Annotated in this window: 17 protein-coding genes; 5 read left to right on the top strand and 12 right to left on the bottom strand. The window is 62.1% G+C overall.

Features of this window, described 5'->3' with window-relative positions; all coding sequences use genetic code 11:
• The first annotated feature begins 71 nt into the window (after positions 1-71).
• From QN377_RS05965 to QN377_RS05955, 3 genes are all read left to right on the top strand, one after another.
• Entirely contained in the window at positions 72-425 is a 354-nt protein-coding gene (locus QN377_RS05965) for a VOC family protein (RefSeq protein WP_416194588.1), read from the top strand.
• A 265-nt stretch (positions 426-690) separates the two neighbouring features.
• The gene (locus QN377_RS05960; RefSeq protein WP_095018448.1) at positions 691-1,014 is read left to right on the top strand and encodes a type II toxin-antitoxin system RelE/ParE family toxin; all 324 of its coding nucleotides are present in this window, start codon (positions 691-693) and stop codon (positions 1,012-1,014) included.
• Positions 1,011-1,313, top strand: coding sequence for an addiction module antidote protein (locus QN377_RS05955; protein WP_095000014.1), 303 nt, complete (start codon positions 1,011-1,013; stop codon positions 1,311-1,313). Before QN377_RS05960 ends, QN377_RS05955 begins: the two co-directional genes overlap by 4 nt.
• Positions 1,314-1,373: 60 nt before the next feature.
• On the opposite strand, the gene QN377_RS05950 is transcribed toward QN377_RS05955, so the two are convergent.
• The 10 genes from QN377_RS05950 to QN377_RS05905 form a co-directional block, all read right to left on the bottom strand.
• The gene (locus QN377_RS05950) at positions 1,374-2,756 is read right to left on the bottom strand and encodes a DUF1329 domain-containing protein (protein ID WP_232527576.1); all 1,383 of its coding nucleotides are present in this window, start codon (positions 2,754-2,756) and stop codon (positions 1,374-1,376) included.
• An 88-nt stretch (positions 2,757-2,844) separates the two neighbouring features.
• Entirely contained in the window at positions 2,845-4,533 is a 1,689-nt protein-coding gene (locus QN377_RS05945; RefSeq protein WP_095000012.1) for a class I adenylate-forming enzyme family protein, read from the bottom strand.
• A gap of 37 nt (positions 4,534-4,570) precedes the next feature.
• Positions 4,571-5,710, bottom strand: a complete 1,140-nt coding sequence (locus QN377_RS05940) for an acyl-CoA dehydrogenase family protein (protein WP_095018447.1) — start codon at positions 5,708-5,710, stop codon at positions 4,571-4,573.
• Between the two features lie 11 nt (positions 5,711-5,721).
• Positions 5,722-6,912, bottom strand: a complete 1,191-nt coding sequence (locus QN377_RS05935) for an acyl-CoA dehydrogenase family protein (protein WP_095018446.1) — start codon at positions 6,910-6,912, stop codon at positions 5,722-5,724.
• A 142-nt stretch (positions 6,913-7,054) separates the two neighbouring features.
• On the bottom strand, positions 7,055-8,224 hold the full coding sequence (locus QN377_RS05930) for an acyl-CoA dehydrogenase family protein (RefSeq protein ID WP_095018445.1): 1,170 nt from the start codon (positions 8,222-8,224) through the stop codon (positions 7,055-7,057).
• Positions 8,225-9,403 carry a lipid-transfer protein gene (locus tag QN377_RS05925; RefSeq protein ID WP_095000008.1) on the bottom strand — a complete coding sequence of 393 codons (1,179 nt, stop codon included), beginning with the start codon at positions 9,401-9,403 and terminating at the stop codon, positions 8,225-8,227.
• A 17-nt stretch (positions 9,404-9,420) separates the two neighbouring features.
• Positions 9,421-9,840 (bottom strand): MaoC family dehydratase, encoded by a 420-nt coding sequence (locus QN377_RS05920; protein WP_095018444.1) that lies wholly within the window; start codon positions 9,838-9,840, stop codon positions 9,421-9,423.
• Positions 9,812-10,945, bottom strand: a complete 1,134-nt coding sequence (locus tag QN377_RS05915; RefSeq protein ID WP_095018443.1) for an acyl-CoA dehydrogenase family protein — start codon at positions 10,943-10,945, stop codon at positions 9,812-9,814. The genes QN377_RS05920 and QN377_RS05915 overlap by 29 nt, the downstream gene beginning before the upstream one ends.
• A gap of 10 nt (positions 10,946-10,955) precedes the next feature.
• Entirely contained in the window at positions 10,956-11,933 is a 978-nt protein-coding gene (locus QN377_RS05910) for a bifunctional MaoC family dehydratase N-terminal/OB-fold nucleic acid binding domain-containing protein (protein ID WP_095018442.1), read from the bottom strand.
• Positions 11,934-11,986: 53 nt separating this feature from the next.
• Positions 11,987-12,760, bottom strand: a complete 774-nt coding sequence (locus QN377_RS05905) for an SDR family oxidoreductase (protein ID WP_095018441.1) — start codon at positions 12,758-12,760, stop codon at positions 11,987-11,989.
• A gap of 143 nt (positions 12,761-12,903) precedes the next feature.
• On the opposite strand from QN377_RS05905, the gene QN377_RS05900 reads away from it, so the two are divergent.
• A complete protein-coding gene (locus tag QN377_RS05900) occupies positions 12,904-13,689 on the top strand; it encodes an enoyl-CoA hydratase (protein ID WP_170943688.1) in 786 nt (261 codons plus the stop codon).
• A 61-nt stretch (positions 13,690-13,750) separates the two neighbouring features.
• On the opposite strand, the gene QN377_RS05895 is transcribed toward QN377_RS05900, so the two are convergent.
• Together QN377_RS05895 and QN377_RS05890 are read right to left on the bottom strand one after the other, a co-directional pair.
• Positions 13,751-15,178 (bottom strand): FAD/NAD(P)-binding protein, encoded by a 1,428-nt coding sequence (locus QN377_RS05895; protein ID WP_095038861.1) that lies wholly within the window; start codon positions 15,176-15,178, stop codon positions 13,751-13,753.
• 74 nt (positions 15,179-15,252) lie between these two features.
• Entirely contained in the window at positions 15,253-16,653 is a 1,401-nt protein-coding gene (locus QN377_RS05890; protein ID WP_095018438.1) for an LLM class flavin-dependent oxidoreductase, read from the bottom strand.
• A 261-nt stretch (positions 16,654-16,914) separates the two neighbouring features.
• On the opposite strand from QN377_RS05890, the gene QN377_RS05885 reads away from it, so the two are divergent.
• Entirely contained in the window at positions 16,915-18,141 is a 1,227-nt protein-coding gene (locus QN377_RS05885) for an acyl-CoA dehydrogenase family protein (protein WP_095018437.1), read from the top strand.
• Position 18,142: the final 1 nt, after the last annotated feature.

Raw genomic sequence — 18,142 nt, 5'->3', positions numbered from 1 at the left:
TTGCGCTGATGAGAACCGCATGGCATTCAGCCAGTCACTTATCTATATTTGAGCCTCATAAGGAGATGCCCGTGACCACTGACAACCGCCAAAACAGGATCGACAACATCGAATTCAACGTCCATGACATCGCGCGCAGCAAAGCCTTTTATGGCGCCGTATTCGGCTGGACCTTCACCGACTTTGGCCCCACTTACTGCGAATTCAGCGATGGGCGCCTGAGCGGCGGCTTCACCACTGGCGAACCTGTACGCCCCGGTGGCCCGCTGATCATTCTGTACGCCGACGACCTGGCCCAGCCTCAGCAAGCCATCAGCGCTGCCGGAGGTCTCATCAGCCGACCTGAATTCAAGTTTCCCGGCGGCAGCCGCTTCCACTTCACCGACCTGGATGGCTACGAATTGGCCGTGTGGTCGCAGGCATAATTAATCACTCCCCTTCGACACAACCCTCCCCCTCCCCCGGCAATGACTTGTTGCATTACCGGGGTCTGCCGCTGCGCCGCAAATGCGCCTATGTAATAAAACCTGCACAACCTTGCGATCCATCCTAATTGCCCTCGCTACACCGCAGCCCTAGCTTTGCCACGGCCACCTTCAATCACATTGAATGTGGGTCTGCACTGACGAACAGCCGTGCTTGGCGGTTAAAAATAATTGACCAAAGGGTAGCTTCAAAGCTACATTTCAAATACTAGAGATAAGACACTACCTCCGCGAAACAGGTAACGACCCTTACCAGCAGTGGCTGGACCACTTAAAGGATCGCACGGCCAAGGCACGCATCACCGTGCGGGTCAACCGGCTTTCAGCGGGCGCTTTTGGTGATTGCAAACCCCTGTGCCAGGGCGTATGGGAATTGCGTATAGATCACGGACCAGGCTATCGGCTGTATTACGCTCGGGACGGCAAAAAACTGGTGTTGTTGCTGCTGGGTGGCGACAAGCGCCAGCAACAGGCCGAAATCGAAAAAGCCGTGCGCTGCTGGAACGAGTATCAGAAGAGGAAGCCATGAACAAAACCAAGAATCACGACGAATCCGTTATCGAGATGATCCGCCAGGATCCCGAATTTGCCATTGAATACCTGCGTATCGCCATTGATGAGCTCGATGAAGAAGGTGGCCAGGCCAGCTTTCTGACCGCGTTGCGCCATGTTGTCGAGGCACGGGGCGGCATGGCACAAATAGCCGAAAAGGCCGGGCTCTCCCGCGAAAGCCTGTACCGCGCCCTTTCGCCCAAGGGCAACCCGACACTGCGCACCATGCGTCAGGTCGTCCATGCCACCGGAATGACGTTTGCCTCACTGACCTGAGCCCATGAAAAAGCCCCGCAGGCGTTACACCGACGGGGCTTTTACCTGCAACCCTGCGGTTTACCTCCCCATCGCCCGCGCCGCATCAGCGGTGTACTGGTCAGGGGTGAACTTGCCTTCGTTGAGGATCGGGCCTTTCTTGGCTTCGTTGGTCATGCCGTAGCCGGTGTACTGCCCCGAGTTCAAGTCCATGAAGAACTGTGAACCGGCCTGCCAGCCACTCATGTCCGGGTGGTAGTAGTAGTTGATCATGGCGTGTTTCCACAACTGGCCACGCGCGTCGTAGTTGTCCGCCAGCACCGAGTTCCAGGTGTCCTCGTCGAGGAACAGTACACGCTTGCCGTATACGTGGCGGTAGCCTTCCTTGAGGTCGGCTTCAACCACCCACACCCGGCGCAGCTCATAACGCATCAAGTCCGGATTGGGGTGATTGGGCGTCAGCATGTCAGCGTATTTCACCGTACCTGCGTTGGGCTTGTAGGCGTTGGCCGGAATGTAGATTTCGCGCTTACCCAGCAGCTTCCAGTTGTAGCGCTCCGGCGAGCCGTTATACAAACGGTCTTCGTCCACGGTCATGGTGCCATTGGTACCGATCATCGGCTGGTCGTAGCCGTAGCCCGGCAACAGTCGCACACGACGGGTCGAAGGGCTGTAGCTCCAGGCCTGGCGCGGGTCGGTGGCGAAGTTGTAGGGTTCGTGGGAGATGCTCAGCGTGCCGTTGTCACGGGTCGGCTTGAGGGTCATGTTGTTGCTCATGGCCTGGAGCTTGTTTTCAGTCCTGGGTTCTACCGTAGGCGAGTTGGCCATGGCCAGGTTACGGGCATAGGCACGGCCCCAGCCAATGCTGCCGTTGGGCAGCACGGAGGCCAGGTCACTGGTTTTTTCTTCGGTCCAGGCACGGGCCGGCAGTTGGTGGTTCCACAGCGCTTCCATGCCGTTTTTAGGAATCGGGAACGGCACTTGTCCCAGCCCTTCAAAGCCCATGCCATCATTGACCAGCTTGGCGTTCAAGGCGTTGTTCATGACCCGCTGGCACACGTAATCCGGGTAGCGGTAGTCACGGTGACCGGTGTAGATGTTCATCTTGTAGGTGGTCGGATAACGCTTGAGCAGCGCCTTCTGGCCTTCGGTCAATTTGTCTTCGTACTGGGCCATGTTCTGCGCGGTAATCACCAGAATCGGCTTCTCCGCAGCGTAGGGGTCAACCGGCTGGTCGCCGGAAAACTTCACATGGTTCCAACCCGGCACTTCGCCCAGGTACTTGCCGGTATACGCAGGGATGGTGCCCGCGGCGTTACCCGCCTGCTCTGCCCCTACACAGGTCAGCTCCTTGCCCAGTTTGGCCGCTTCTGCGGGCGATACCTGAGCAGATGCCGTGCCGATGGCGACCACGTTGACGGCCATGGCGGCTGCGAGCATTACGCCTGTTCTTGTTATTTTCATGTATTGCCTCCTACGCGAATAAGGCTTGCTGGGGGTGTGCATCCATTCTTCGCCAATCAGCGGCGAGCACATCGTCCACAGAGACTACTCAGGCCGTTACCAGCAGTTCCTTGAGCACACTTTTTAGCGTCTTGCCCGAGGCATTGCGGGCAAAGGGTGTGTGCTGCACATGGATCTGCGCCGGCACCTTGTAGCTGGCCAGGCGCTGGGCGATAAAACTGCGCACGGCTTCGCTGCCTGGGGTTGCATCCGGCTCGCCCCGCACCACCAGAAACACCACTTCACCCAGCACATCATCAGGTACGGCAAATGCTGCCGCTTCAATCACCCCGGGCATTTCACAGGCACAGGACTCAACTTCGGCAGCAGCTATTTTCTCGCCGCCGCGATTGATCAGATCCTTGGCGCGATCCGTGATGTAGAGGAAGCCTTCGTCATCCAGCAAGCCGATATCGCCGGTGTCGAGCCAGCCATCGCACAGGGTCCGCGCACTGGCTTCGGGCAGGTTCCAGTATTCGCTCATCAGGGTTGGCGAGCGCATCCAGATCAGCCCGCTGACCCCGGCCGGCACGGGGCGATCCGGGCTGTCACCGATACGCACATCGACAATCGGCAAGGGCCACCCGGCCGATGCCGGTTTGTAGACGAACTGGTCACCACCATGGGCCGCACAGATGCCATTGCTTTCGGTCAGGCCATAGCCGCTGCCACCGATTGCCTCGGGCTTGCGCCGGGTCAGGTTGTCCAGCAGGCTGCTGGAGGGTGCCGCACCGCCCAGGCCCAGCCCGAACAGGCTCGCGGTGTCGGGGCTGCCAAAACGTGGCGAAGCCAGCAGTTGCTGCATCATCACCGGCGCACCGTTGAACTGGGTGCATTGTTCGTCACGTATCAGGTCGAGGGCTTTTTCCACGTCCCACTTGTACATCAGCAGCAAGCGCCGCCCACTGCGCAAGGCCAGCAGAAACTGGGCATGCAGGCCACTGACATGGAACAGCGGCACCGCCATCAGGGTGGCGGGAGCATAGCCGCTATTGATTACCACACTGATGCGTTCCGGCGAACTGACCGCACAGAATGCCCCCTGGAACTCCAGGGCGACCAGCGCCTGGCAGACTGCGCCATGGGTCGACAACACGCCCTTGGCCAGGCTGGTGGTGCCCGAGGTGTAGAGGATCATCGCCGGATCACTGGCACTGACCGACTGTACCGGCACGCTCAGCGCCGGGGCTGCCAGCAGGTCCTCCAGCCGATGGCAATGCTCCTCCAGCGGCACGCCTGCGCGCAGCCCCGCCACCACGGTCGCCAGCCCCTGCTGGCGCAGGTCATTGGCGAGCAACTGCAAGCGTGGCTCGTCGCACAGCAACAGGGATGCGCCGCTGTCCTGCAGACCGTGGAACAGTTCGTCACGCAGGCCCCAGCTGTTGAGCGGTACACACACCGCACCGCAACGCTGGATGGCGGCAAACGCCACCAGCCAGGCGGGCTGATTGCGCATGGCAATGGCCACGCGATCACCCTTGCGCAAGCCAAAGGTCTCGACCAGTTGCCCCGCCAGGCGATCCACCTGATCGAAAAACTGGCTGAATGTCAGGCGCTGCTGCTCCCACACCAGAAATTCACGGTCACCGTGGATGCGCCCGCTATCAATCGCGGCCCAGACGCTGGCGGCGGTATGACGAAAAAATTTCGGCCCGCCATCGGCGGGTGTCTGTACTTCAAAAGGCGAGCCGGCACCAATCAGTTGCTGCCAGGCGCTCTGCCATTGTTCAAGTTTCATCTTGTTATTCTCCTGACTCGAACTGCCCGCTACAGGCTCAAGCGTGCGCCAGCTCCAGGGCTCCATAGCGCTCGCAGTGATAATCGGCATCGCCAAGGGTTGCCTGGGCCACCCGGATACGCTTGAGAAACAGGCCCACATCCAGCTCGTCGGTGACACCGATGCCGCCGTGCATCTGCACCGCCTCGTTGGCCACCTTGATCGCCGTCTGCCCGGCCTTCCACTTGGCCAGGCTGGCCAGGCGCTGACGCTCGGCCTCGCTCAGGCTGCTGTCGTCCAGCGCCGCCAGACCGGCCATCACGGCGCTGCGTGCCAGCGCCAGATCCACATACAACTGCGCCGCGCGATGTTGCAGGGACTGGAAGGTGCCTATCGCCACATCAAACTGCACACGGGTCTTGAGGTAGTCGAGGGTCAGTTCAAACAGCTTTTCAGACATGCCCAGCATCTCGGCAGCCAGACACACGCGGCCGCGATCCAGGGCGATATTCAAGGCCGGCATGGCAGACCCGGCGGCACCCAGCAAGGCATCAGCCCCGACCTGTACCTGATCCAGCTGCAAGCGCGCATGGTTGCGCGAGTCAATCAGCGGCAACGGGCTGACGGTCAGGCCCGGGGCATCTGCCGGCAGCAGGAACAGACTGATGCCTGCCGTGCCGGTGCGTGCCGCCACCAGATAAGCGTCGGCCCCCACCCCGTCGATAACGAAATATTTATCTCCGCTCAGGCTGTAGCCGTCGCCATTGGCCACAGCTTGCAACGCCACTTTCGCCGGGTTGTGCCGTGGCTGCTCGTCCAGCGCCAGCGCCACCCGCTGCCCCCCGCTGATGGTCGCCGACAGCCAGCGGTCCTGCTGCTGTGCATTGCCTTGCAGGTGCAGCAGCGATCCGCTGAGCACCACACTCGAAAGCAACGGCGTGGCACTGAGATTACAACCGATGGCTTCAAAAATCGGCCCCAGGCCCATGCAGCCAAAATCCAGCCCGCCGAGGTTTTCCGGGAAAGGAATTGCACTCCAGCCCAACGCCACCGCGTCTTGCCACAGTAGCGGGTCAAAGCCGTCCACCTGCGCTTCATCCCGCAAGGCGCGCTGACGGGACACCGGGCTGCGCGCGGCGAGAAATTCGCCGGCGCTGTCGGCCAGCAGTCGTTGATCTTCGTTGTAAAGCAGGTTCATGGTGAGTTTCCTTACTTCACGTCAGGCAGGCCCAGGACCCGCTTGGCAATAACGTTGAGCTGCACTTCCGACGAGCCGCCAGAGATGGTCAGGGCGAAGCTGTTCAACCAGCCGCGGGTGATTGCCTGTTGCTGGGGGCTGAAAGCATCCGGGTCCCAGCCCAGTCCCTGATAGCCCATGACATCGAGCAGCACTTCGAACTTGTCGCGCTCCTGTTCGGTGTGCACCAGCTTCATGATCGACATCAGCCCGCTGACGTCCTGCCCGACGCGGGCGGCTTCGCCCATGCGCTGCACGGTCAGGTTGTAGCTGTGCTCGTTCATGGCCGTGGCCACCGCTCGTGCAACCAGTGCCGACTCGCTCTGGCCGGTGGCCTCGGGCAAGTACTGTTTGACCAGGGGCAACAAATGAAAATGGGTCGGCAAGCTGAATTCGCCGAACTTGGACATGGCCTTGCGTTCGTGTTGCAACAGACGCTTGGCCAGGTTCCAGCCGCCGTGCAGCGGGCCGATCAACTGGCTTTTCGGAACTTTGACGCCATCGAAAAACACCTGACAGAACGCCGACTTGCCGCTGATCAAATCAATCGGCGCAACGCTGACTCCGGGGCTCTTCATGTCCAGTACGATCAGGCTGATGCCCGTGTGCTTGCTGGCCTTGGCATCGGTGCGCACCAGAGCGTACATCCAGTCCGACTTGTCGCCGTAGGAGGTCCAGATTTTGCTGCCATCGACCACAAAGTGATCGCCGGCATCCCGGGCCGATGTTTTCAGGCTGGCCAGATCAGAACCGGCATTGGGCTCGGAGAAGCCCTGGCACCAGCGCACCTCTCCACGGGTCATGGGTGCCAGCAGCTGTTTTTTCTGCTCTTCGGTACCGAACTCCAGCAGCACCGGGCCCAGCATCCAGATGCCCAGGTTGATTTGCGGCGGGCGGCATTTGAGGCGGCGCAGCTCGCTTTCGAGCACGGCGTTGTACTCCGCACTCAGCCCGGCGCCACCGTATTCAACGGGCCACTCGGGGCAGAACCAGCCTTTGTCGCGCATGCGCTCGAACCACAATTGCGCATCTTCACTGGGGAACTCCATCTTGCGGGCCCCCCACACCATTTCGCCTTCAGGGATGGCCTTGCGTTGCGATGGCGGGCAATTGGCCTCAAGCCAGCTGCGGGTCTGTTCTCTGAACTGGTCAATCGCGTTCATGTTGTTTCACCTTTCGGTTCTTGTAGCCGCTGACGAGGTACGAGGCTGCGACGGGATGAGCAGCAGCCCCGGTGATCTGCAGGGCCTGCGCCCCTTGTCGCAGCCTCGTACCTCGCCAGCGGCTACAGGTTTTCGGCAATGTTTAACGCTGGGTACGCGGCATGCCCAAACCGAACTGGGCGATCAGCTCGCGCTGGATTTCATTGGTGCCACCGCCAAAGGTCAGGGTCACTGAAGCACGCACTTCGTACTCCAGTTCGCCGTGCAGCAGCGCCGCCGGTGAACCGCTGCGTATCAAGCCCGCGGCACCGACCATGTTGCTCAGGACTCGCAATATCTCGATCCCCGACTCCGAGCCGTAGACCTTGGTGGTCGACGCCAGCGCCACGTCCATGCGGTCGCGCTCGAGGTCGGCGGCAATGCGCAGGTTGATCAGGCGCATGGCTTCCAGCCGCGCGTAGCATTGCGCCAGTCCCGCACGCACCCAGGCCTTGTCGGTGGCACGCACGCCTCGTTCATCGGCTGCATTGGCCCACTTCAAGACCCGGCCAAACAGCCCCACGACCTTGTCCGACCAGGCGCCCAGGCCCAGACGCTCGTGGTTAAGTTGTGCCGTGATGAGTTTCCAGCCGCCATTCAACTCGCCCACCAGCATGTCGGTGGGCACCCGCACGTTGTCGTAGTAGGTGGCCGCCGTCGGGATGCTGGTGGTCGGGATCACCGTGCTGGCAAAGCCCGGCGCACGGGTGTCGAGAATCAGGATCGACACGCCTTTGTGCCGCGGCCGCTCGGCGTCGGTGCGCGCCGCCAGCCAGATGTAGTCAGCCGACTCCGCACCCGAGGTCCAGAGCTTGTTGCCGTTGACCACGAACGCGTCGCCTTCGAGGCGCGCCGTGGTTTTCAGCGCAGCCAGATCGCTGCCTGCATCCGGCTCGGAGTAGCCGATGGCGAAGATGATTTCCCCTGCCGCGATACCCGGCAAAAACCGCGCCTTTTGCTGCTCGGTGCCGTGGGCCATCAACGCCGGCCCCACGGTGCTGATGGTTACGAACGGCAACGGCGCACCGGCGATATTGGCCTCTTCAAAGAAAATAAACTGCTCGGTAGGGCCATAGCCCTGGCCGCCGTGTTCCTTGGGCCAACCCACCGCCAGCCAGCCGTCACGGCCCATCTGGCGGATGGTGTCGCGGTACAGCTGGCCGCCCTCTTTGCCGCGCAATTGCTCACGCAACTGCGGGGTCATCAGGTTCTGGAAGTAGTCCCGCACCTTCAAACGCAGGGCATGTTGTTCTGGCGTCAGGTCGACGAACATTCAGGCTGCTCCCAGAATCAGGCCGCTGGTTGGCACACCGGTGCCGGCCGTCACCAGTACGTTCTCGACATTGTCGACCTGGTTGACCGAGCTGCCGCGCACCTGCCGCACCGCTTCCGCCACGCCGTTCATGCCGTGGATATAAGCCTCGCCCAGTTGCCCGCCATGGGTATTGATCGGGAATTTGCCGCCACGGGCATGGTGCCCGGCGCGAATAAACTCCTTGGCCTCGCCGCGTTCGCACAGGCCGAATTCTTCCAGTTGCGGCAGTACAAACGGGGTGAAGTGGTCATAAATGATCGCCGTTTGCAGCGCCTCGGGGCCAAGTCCCGACTGGCGATACAGCTCTTTGGCGACAACGCCCATTTCCGGCAGTCCGGTGATGTCGTCGCGGTAGAACGAGGTCATGATCTGCTGGCCCGAGGTAATGCCCTGGGAACCGGCCTTGATCATCACCGGCTTCTGGCGCAAGTCCCTGGCGCGCTCGGCCGAGGTGATCACCATCGCCACGGCACCGTCGGATTCCTGGCAGCAATCGAGCAGGTGCAGCGGCTCGCAGATCCAGCGCGAAGCCTGGTGTTCTTCCAGGGTGATCGGCTTGCCGTAGAAAAACGCCTGGGGGTTGGTGGCGGCAAAATCCCGTACGGCTACCGCTACGCGGCCAAAGTCTTCGGAGGTGGCCCCGTAGGTATGCATGTAGCGCTGGGCAAACATCCCGACCCAGGATGCCGGCGTGTGCAGGCCGTGGGGCATATACCAGCCGTAGTTGACGTTCTCGAACGTCGGGGTCGAGGCAAAGCCGTAGCTGCCGCTGCCGAAGCGATACCACGAGCGCTCGTTCATGGCACGGTACACCACCACCACTTTGGCCACACCGGTGGCCACGGCCATGGCTGCGTGCATGATCGGCCCGCAGGCAGCACCGCCGCCGTGGGGCACCTGGGAGAAGAACTTGACGTCCTTGCACCCCAGCAACCGGGCGATTTCATATTCCGGCACTTTATCCACCGAGTACGAGCTGAAGCCCTCGACCTCGGAAGGGTCAATACCGGCGTCTTTCAACGCAGCCAGAGTGGCCTCCAGCGCCAGACGCAGTTCGGTGCGCCCGGAGTTTTTCGAAAATTCGGTCGCGCCCAGGCCAACAATGGCCGCGCTGCCGGAAAGTGACGATTGCGTCATGAGTACTGTCTCCGCGATCAGGGCAGAACCAGCGCGACCGTACCGGTCACGTGGTTACCCATGGAATTTTTGCCGCTGAGGGTGATTTCCACCGTGCGGGTAGTGGCATCCTGACGGGTGACCGCGCCATTGAAGGTCATGCTGTCGCCGGGATAATTCGGCGCGCCAAGCTTGATCTTCAGCGAGGCAAAACGCGCCTCGGGGCCGGCCCAGTCTTCGATATAGCGTTGCACCAGGCCGTTGGTGGTGAGGATATTCATGAAGATATGTGGCGAGCCCAACTCCCGCGCCGCCTCTACATCATGGTGGCCGGGGAAATAGTCGCGGGTGGCGATGGCACCACCGGCGATCAGGCCCACGGTGATCGGGATCGCCAGTTCCGGCAGGGTTTCGCCGGGGCGCACGTCGTCAAAGCGCTTGGTGTTCTGCAAGGTCATATTTCCATCCCAGCTTGTCGTTATGGCTCAGCCAGTCGCCGAGGCGTTCAAGGCATGCTGCCGATCCACCTAGGGCACAACCCAGGGCGCGGCTCCAGTAGAGGAAGCGGTGTATCGGGTAGGTCAGGTCGACACCTATGCCGCCATGTACGTGCTGGGCGTTGTGCCCAATCAGGTGCCCCGCTTCACAGGCTTGCCAGGCTGTGGCCAGTGCTTCGCTGGGCGCCGGCAAACCGGCGTCCAGGCGGTAGCACAACTGCCACAGGGTGCTGCGCAGCGCTTCGAGGGCGATATGGGCGTTGGCCATGCTCATTTGCACCGCCTGAAAACTGCCAATGCTGCGTTCGAACTGACGCCGCTCGGTGACGTATTCCACGGTGCGGCGGATCTGCTCGGCACTGACGCCCAGCTGCAGCGCCGCCAGTGCGGCGATGCTGCGCGGCTCCAGCCAGTCCAGCGCGGCTGGCGGGAGCAGGCACTCGGCGCGGATCAGCAGCCCGTCGATATGTACATCGGCAATGGCCTCACCATGGGTCATGCGCCCGGGCACGTGAGTGATCGCCTTGTCGCCCAGCTCGACCAGCGCCAACCGCGGCTGCCCGTCAACACTGACCAGCAGCAATGCCGCCTGCGATTGCTCGGCCAGCGCCAGAGCGCCAACACGGCCTTTGACACGCCAGCCACCGTCAGTCTCTACCCCGTGCAATTGAATGCCATGGGCGTTGAACAGGCCGCTCAAATCCAGGGTCAGCAATGCCCTGCCCGCGGCGGCCTCCTCAGCCCACGCCTGCAATGACGGATCGGCAAACTGCGCGACAGTGGCAGCCGCCAGTTGATGGCGCCACAGCGGCACCTGCCCCAACGCACGGCCCTGAGCCTGTAACACCAGCATCAATTCGGTCATGCCCAGGCCGCTGCCACCCTGTGCTTCAGGGATGGCCAGGGCTTGCAGGCCGGTTTCCACGCACAGTTCCCACAGCGGCTGCATATAGGCCTGCTCACTGGTATCGAACTGGCGCAGGCGGTCATCGGTGCAATAGTCGGCAAACACGCTGCCGGCCATTTCGGCAATGGCGCCCTGGTCTTCGCTAATGTCGAAATCCATGCTGGCTCCCTTACTCGACCACAGGTCGGAATAGCGGCAAGGTCAACTCGCCATCGAAGGTCTGGAACTCAAGCTGCAAGGGCTGGCCAATACGCAGGTCCTCGCGCTTGGCGCCTGCAAGCCCCGCCACCAGACGCACGCCCTCCTCCAGCTCGATCAGGCCGATCGGGTTGGGATGGTCGAACGGGGCAACTTCGGGGTAATGCATGATCACAAACGAATACAGGCTGGCGCGGCCGCTGGCCTGCACACTGTCCCAATCAAACGAGTGGCATTCGATGCACACCGGCGCCGGCGGATGACGCAAGGTCTGGCACTGGGTGCAGCGCTGGATCAGCAGCTTGCCGGCGTCACAGCCTTCCCAGAAAAACCGCGTGTCATCGCTCATGCCCGGCTTCGGCCGTTTGACCACCGCAGCCGCTTCGGCCTTGGCCGGAGCGGCCTCGACCGCATGGTTGTTGGCCGGGCGAAACTTGAATACGCGAAACAGCAACTGGCCAACGGCCTCGTCGCCACTTTTGTGTTCAACGAAGTAGTCCATCACCAGGGTGACAAAGAAGCCGGTGCCCAGACCGGTGGTTTTTTCGTCGCCCACCGAGTCAAGCCGCGTGGTGTAGTAGAGCTTTTCACCCGGACGCAGGTTGCGCTCGAAGGTCAGTTCGGAGTTGACCGCGACCACCGACGGATAACCGTAGGACTCAATCAGCTTGAGCACTTCATAGGGGTTTTCGGTGGTCGAGCCGGGCGCATAGTTGTTTATGTGAAAACCTTCCATGCACCACACCTGCAACATCGCAGGCGGCGCCACCAGCCCGTCCTGGGCGCTGTTGGCAGCAAAGGCCGGGTCGGTGTAAAGCGGGTTGTCGACGCCCACGATCTCGCACCACTGGCGGATCATCGGGGCGTTGACTTCGTCCCAGGCGTAGACGCGACCATATTCACGCCCCACCAGGGCGCGCACGTCGGTTAGCAATTGAGAATCAGCCAAGTTCGTCTCCTGCGTGTCAAGTGCAGCAACCGGGTGGTCGCCGCTGAAGGTCGTCAGTGCGCAGCGCTCAAAAAAGCCGGGCGTTCGCCGCCGCCGTGCAACAACAGGTTGCAGCCGCTGGCATAGCCGGCCAGGGGTGATGCGATAAACAGGCAGGCGTTGCCGATGTCTTCGGGCAGCGCCATGCGCCCGGCCGGGATCCCGGCGCTGACCGCCGCGATGCCTTGTTCGTCGCCAAAATGCAGGTGAGCCTGCTCGGTGCGTACCAGCCCCGGACTGACCGCCACTACCCGCACCCTGGGAGCCCACTCCACGGCCAACGACTGCACCAGGGCCAGCACCCCGGCCTTCGCCGCGCCATACGCGGCGGTGCCCGGCGATGCGCGCAAGGCACTGATACTGCCGATAAACACGATGCAACCACCCTCGTCCTGTTGCTGCATCAGGGCATTGGCCTGCTGGGCAACGTTCAGCGGGGCGATCAGGTTGAGACGGATAATGCTTTCGTGAAAACGCGGCGAGACGCTGGCCGCATCGGCCGGCGGGCTGCCGCCGGCATTGTTGATGAGCACATCGAGGCGGCCGAAATCGGCGCGAATGCCTTCGAACAGTGCCTGGAGCGAGTCCGGGTCGCGCACATCGCAGGCCATGAACACCGCCTGTGCCGACCCCGCCCGGGGCAACACCTCGGGGGTTGTCCTGCCACACACGATCACCCGTGCCCCGGCTTGCAGAAAGCTGCGGGCGATTCCGGCGCCGATGCCTTTGGTGCCGCCGGTGACCAGCACCACCTTGGCGCTGTAATCCAGCCCTGAGAGTTGACCCATGACATGCTCCTTTTCTACTGATGGAGCCACTCTAGGGGCAATCCGGGGGCTGCTCGTCGTCTGAACGGACGATGAATCACGACCGGGTGAACGCAACAATCCAGCGCATGCTGTGGTGACAGCCCCCGTCAATGAGGAACCCCATGACAGATCCATCTGCCGCGCCGGTACTACTTGAATTCCCGAGCCCGGGCGTGGCCCTGCTGCGTCTGAACCGCCCCCAGGCCACCAACGCCCTGAGCCTTGAGCTGCAAGCGCTGCTGTCGCGTCACTTCACCGAGCTGGCCGAGAACCCGAACGTGCGCTGCATCCTGTTGACCGGTGGCGACAAAGTGTTTGCCGCCGGTGGCGATATCAACAGCATGGCCGGAGTCGGCCCGATCGATATTTACCAGCGTCATACCGAACGGCTGTGGGCACCCATCCAGCATTGCCCCAAGCCGGTGATTGCGGCGGTGTGCGGCTATGCCTATGGCGGTGGCTGCGAACTGGCGATGCTGGCGGACATCATCGTGGCCGGGCGCAGCGCCAAATTTTGCCAGCCGGAAATTCGCATCGGCATCATGCCGGGTATCGGCGGCACTCAACGGCTGGTGCGGGCGGTCGGCAAGGCCAAGGCGATGCGCATGGCCCTGACCGGGCAGCCGATTACCGCTGAAGAGGCCTGGGTTTCGGGGCTGGTGAGCAACGTTGTCGACGATGCCGAGGTCCAGGCCTATGCCCTGGAGATGGCGCAGCTGATCGCCGCCATGCCGCCGCTGGCAGCAGAACAGATCAAAGAAGTGATTTTGGCCGGGGTTGACGGGCCACTGGAAACGGGCCTGGCGCTGGAGCGCAAAGCCAATGCACTGCTGTTTGCCTCCAGGGATCAAAAAGAAGGCATGCAGGCGTTTATCGAAAAACGGGCGGCTCGCTTTGAGGGCAATTAAGTCATTTCAAACAAAAGCCCCCCCAACCCCCTGACTGCGGGAGAGGGTCGGGGGGGGGGTATTACAGCGACGCCAATCGCTCAGCCAATGCCTTGGCCTGCAAGGCAACATCGGTTACCGCGGTACTTTCCCACCACATGCCGCGCAATGGCGGGCCCATCGCAAACAACCGCTGTGCGGGCTCGGCCTGCGCATTCAAAACCGCCCCGCCCGCATCGGCGGCAATGCCCAGCCCCAGATTGCCGGGCCGTATCAACCCGCGCTGCAACAGCTGGCGTGGCAAGGGTTTATCCACCCGGCGCCAGTCGTACTCGATGCCGGTGGAGTTGATCAGGCCATCACCCTCAATCCATACCGCTTCGGATTGCCCGCGATAACGCAGCCGGATCCGTGGCCCTGAGCTATCAACCCCTTGCAGCGACGCCGTATGGATGGTCAGCCGCCCTTCCTCGAGCAGACGCTGCAACAAGGCATCACCCTGAGGCGGCGAACGGTGATGATGGCTCTCCCACCAGGGCCGCACATGGCGTACAAACTGACGGCGCTGGGTATCATCGGCCTGACTCCAGAGCCTGGCGATATGCACCCGCACGGTGTCCAGCGGTGCCTGCCAGTCGATCCCGAGGGACTGGGCCAGGGCACATTGGCGGCGCAGTTCACGCAGCAGCTGCAAAGGACTGCGAAGGTCCGGGGCCAGGCTGAGAAAATCTTCCCATACCGGTGGCTGGCGTCGCACATGGGGCAACAGGCCATGCCGGGAAAAAACCTCGATCGGCCCTCGGTGTCCCGCCTGGTTCAGGGACTCAAGGGCATCCACCATGGTCAGCCCCGAGCCGATAATCAGTACCCGGGCATCCACCGGCAGCGCACGCAAAGCCTGGACATCCCAAGGGTCCAGCGCTGCCGCGTTGAGGCCACTGGACTGGCGCTGCGCCGTGCGGGCCGCCGGGAACATGCCGGTGGCCAGGACCGCAACACCGGCCTGCCACTGGCTACCGTCCTTGAGTGTGGCGATAACACCCTGCCCCGGGGTTTGCAGATCGATCACTTCATCACGCACATGGCTCAGGCTTGAGCCCTGCGCTGCGCCGATGGCCTGTGCTTCGGCCAGACGCTGGCGGGCATACACACCAAACAGCCCTCGCGGCGGGAACAGCTCGGCAACCGGCACCTGCTGCACCCCGGACTCGGGCCAGCCACCCCCGGCGATATGAGCCTGCAGCCAGCGGGTCAGGTCGTCGGCATCATCCGGTTCGACGCTCATGCGCGCGGCATTGCCGTTAAGGGTATGGCCCAGCTCGGTGGCGCTGTAGGCCTCGCCCCGGCCCAGTTCGGCCCGGGGTTCCAGCACCACGATATGCCGGGCACCCGGCAAGCGCAGCAGTTGCATGGCCAGCAACGTACCGCTCAGGCCACCGCCAACAATCAGAATATCGGCCGTGCGGATGGCAGGGGTTGCCTGTCCGCTTGGCACATCACTTGAGGTCATTCACTCGTTCCTGGATTTATTGAGCGCTGAACGCAGAGTCAGTCACTGACCCTGCCTGTGTCCAGCCCCTGGTTTCAAGCAGGCTCTGTTGCGCGGCTGCGGTTGAGTTCGCCCAGGTTGCGGTAGCCCGCCCCCGGATGCCCGTGTGCCAGACGCGGACCTTCGCCAAACAGCTTCTCGCGCAGGGTGCCCGGCGCGTAGTCCTTCTTGTACACGCCGCGCTTTTGCAGTTCCGGCACCAACAGCTCGACGGCATCGATAAAGGTCTCGTGGGTGATGGCGTAAGCCAGGTTGAAACCGTCCACATCGGTCTCGGCCACCCATTCTTCGAGCAGGTCAGCCACGGTTTCCGGGCTGCCGACAAACAGCGGGCCAAAGCCGCCGATGCCCACCCAGTCGGCCAGGGCATTGGGGGTCCAGACAGTGTTGGGGTCCGCCGTGGAAAAGGTCTCGACCGCCGACTGAATGGCATTGGTGTGCACATGTTTGAGCGGCTCGTCAGGCTTGAACTGACTGAAATCAATGCCGGTCCAGCCGCTGATCAGGGCCATTGCGCCTTCGTAGCTGACGTAGCTTTTGTATTCTTCGAACTTGGCCTTGGCCAGGGCATCGGTCTCGCCGAGGATCACTGTCTGCAGATTGAAAATCAGGATTTTGGCAGGGTCTCGCCCGGCTTCGGCCGCACGGCGGCGGATATCGGCGACGGTTTTTTTCAACAGCACCTTGGACGGCGCCGCGACAAATACGCACTCGGCCTGCTCGGCGGCAAACTGCTTGCCCCGGCCGGACGCCCCTGCCTGATAGAGCACCGGAGTGCGCTGCGGCGAGGGTTCACAGAGGTGAATGCCCGGCACCTGGAAATGTTTGCCGTAGTGGTGGATTTCATGAATTTTGCCCGGGTCGCTGAACACCCGTCGCTCGCGGTCGCGCAGGATGGCGCCCTCTTCCCAGCTGCCTTCCCAGAGCTTGTAGCAAACTTCCAGATATTCCTGGGCATAGTCATAGCGCGCATCGTGCTCGGTCAGCGCTTGCTGCCCGATGTTCCTGGCGCCGCTTTCCAGATACGAAGTGACAATATTCCACCCTGCACGGCCTTTGGTCAGATGGTCAAGGGTCGACAGCCGACGAGCGAACGGATACGGATGCTCAAACGACAATGAGGCGGTCAGGCCAAACCCCAGGTGCTCGGTCACCAGCGCCATCGGCGGGATCAGTTGCAGCGGGTCATTGACCGGCACCTGCACGCCCTGGCGGATCGCCGCATCGCCATTGCCGCGATACACGTCATAGATTCCCAGCACATCGGCGATAAACAGTCCGTCGAACTTGCCACGCTCAAGGATCCTGGCCAGGTCTGTCCAGTATTCAAGGTCCTTGTACTGCCACGAGCGATCACGGGGGTGGGCCCACAAGCCCGGGGATTGATGACCGACACAGTTCATATCGAAGGCATTGAGACGGATTTCACGGGACATCCAATTACTCCACGGCAAGGCTTTTGAAAGCGCTATTGCACAGGCCGTGCCGGACATGCCCCTGCCTTGCGAGTACGAGCCTGCTTGCCCGCGCAAGGATTCTTGGTGCTCATTGCTGTGCGATTTGCGTACAACCTGATTGTTAACTGTTGCTCAGCAGTCAGTTGCCAAGGCCTGACTCCCGGTTTTGCGGGCTCGTCGCCTGCGGCACAAACCCTGCAACCCCCCACGACAGGAACCTTCCATTTCAGGAGAACTGCCATGACCGCATCACCTCTGTCCGTGGGCACCGACTACGAGACCCTGGCCAATCGTTTTCGCCCGCTGTTTCGCAAAATCGCCGCCGGCACGCTTGAACGCGAACAGGCCCGCGAGTTGCCCCATGAACCTATCCGCTGGCTCAAGCAGGCAGGTTTTGGCGCAGTGCGGGTGCCGATTGAATACGGCGGCTCCGGAGCGTCCATCGGCCAATTGTTCCAGTTACTGATCGAGCTGGCCGAGGCCGACTCCAATATCCCGCAAGCCCTGCGCGGCCATTTTGCCTTTGTCGAAGACCGTCTCAACGCTTCGCCAAGCCCGGAACGCGGGGCATGGTTCGCACGTTTTGTGGCGGGCGAGCTGGTGGGCAATGGCTGGACTGAAGTGGGCGCGGTAAAACTGGGGGAAATCCTCACCAGGATCACCCCCCACGGCGACAAGTACCTCCTCAACGGCGCCAAGTACTACAGTACCGGCAGCCTCTTTGCCGACTGGATAGATGTCTATGCCCAGCGTTCGGACAACGGCGCCGATGTGATTGCCCTGGTGCATGCCCATCACCCCGGCGTCACCCAGAGCGATGACTGGGACGGCTTTGGCCAGCGCACCACGGGCAGCGGCACCTCGGTGTATGTCGACGTGCCGCTGAGCGCCGAACACGTAATCCCCTTCGAAACACGTTTCAAATACCAGACCGCTTTTTACCAACTGGTGCTGCTGGCCGTACTCGCGGGTATTGGTCGTGCGGTGGAGCGCGATATTGCGCAAGAAGTGCGTGAACGCAAGCGGGTGTTCAGCCACGGCAATGCCGAGACCGCCAGTGGCGATGCGCAAATCCTGCAAGTGGTCGGGCAGATATCGGCTCAGGTCTACGCAGCCGAGGCGCTGACCCTACGCTCGGCCGAACCGCTGCAGAGGGCCTATGTCGCACGCCTGGCCGAGGACATTGAGGCCGAGCGCCTGGCCAATATCGACGCCGAAATCGAGACTTCCAAAGCCCAGGTAGTGGTGTCGGAATTGATTCTGCGGGCCACCAGCGATCTGTTCAATGCGCTGGGAGCCTCCGGGGTCAGCGTCAGCAAGGCGCTGGATCGCCATTGGCGCAATGCTCGCACTGCGGCCTCCCACAACCCGTGGATCTACAAGGCGCGGATTGTCGGGGACTGGGCGGTTAACGGTACTGCGCCGCTGTATGTTTGGCAGATCGGCAATAGCCTCAAAGCAGGCTAGA

Origin of the sequence: Pseudomonas sp. CCC4.1, assembly GCF_035019225.1 — a bacterium.
Classification (GTDB): domain Bacteria; phylum Pseudomonadota; class Gammaproteobacteria; order Pseudomonadales; family Pseudomonadaceae; genus Aquipseudomonas; species Aquipseudomonas bubulae.
Note: the sequence above shows the minus strand (reverse complement) of the source record. Positions and strands in the feature narration are given on the sequence as shown.

What these genes read in the sequence shown, in the direction of transcription:
- QN377_RS05945 (WP_095000012.1), bottom strand. Translation starts at nt 4,533, where the DNA reads ATGAAACTTGAACAATGGCAGAGCGCCTGGCAGCAACTGATTGGTGCC.
- QN377_RS05905 (WP_095018441.1), bottom strand. Translation starts at nt 12,760, where the DNA reads ATGGGTCAACTCTCAGGGCTGGATTACAGCGCCAAGGTGGTGCTGGTC.
- QN377_RS05890 (WP_095018438.1), bottom strand. Translation starts at nt 16,653, where the DNA reads ATGTCCCGTGAAATCCGTCTCAATGCCTTCGATATGAACTGTGTCGGT.
- QN377_RS05950 (WP_232527576.1), bottom strand. Translation starts at nt 2,756, where the DNA reads ATGAAAATAACAAGAACAGGCGTAATGCTCGCAGCCGCCATGGCCGTC.
- QN377_RS05885 (WP_095018437.1), top strand. Translation starts at nt 16,915, where the DNA reads ATGACCGCATCACCTCTGTCCGTGGGCACCGACTACGAGACCCTGGCC.
- QN377_RS05925 (WP_095000008.1), bottom strand. Translation starts at nt 9,403, where the DNA reads ATGACGCAATCGTCACTTTCCGGCAGCGCGGCCATTGTTGGCCTGGGC.
- QN377_RS05915 (WP_095018443.1), bottom strand. Translation starts at nt 10,945, where the DNA reads ATGGATTTCGACATTAGCGAAGACCAGGGCGCCATTGCCGAAATGGCC.
- QN377_RS05895 (WP_095038861.1), bottom strand. Translation starts at nt 15,178, where the DNA reads ATGACCTCAAGTGATGTGCCAAGCGGACAGGCAACCCCTGCCATCCGC.
- QN377_RS05940 (WP_095018447.1), bottom strand. Translation starts at nt 5,710, where the DNA reads ATGAACCTGCTTTACAACGAAGATCAACGACTGCTGGCCGACAGCGCC.
- QN377_RS05935 (WP_095018446.1), bottom strand. Translation starts at nt 6,912, where the DNA reads ATGAACGCGATTGACCAGTTCAGAGAACAGACCCGCAGCTGGCTTGAG.
- QN377_RS05930 (WP_095018445.1), bottom strand. Translation starts at nt 8,224, where the DNA reads ATGTTCGTCGACCTGACGCCAGAACAACATGCCCTGCGTTTGAAGGTG.
- QN377_RS05920 (WP_095018444.1), bottom strand. Translation starts at nt 9,840, where the DNA reads ATGACCTTGCAGAACACCAAGCGCTTTGACGACGTGCGCCCCGGCGAA.
- QN377_RS05955 (WP_095000014.1), top strand. Translation starts at nt 1,011, where the DNA reads ATGAACAAAACCAAGAATCACGACGAATCCGTTATCGAGATGATCCGC.
- QN377_RS05900 (WP_170943688.1), top strand. Translation starts at nt 12,904, where the DNA reads ATGACAGATCCATCTGCCGCGCCGGTACTACTTGAATTCCCGAGCCCG.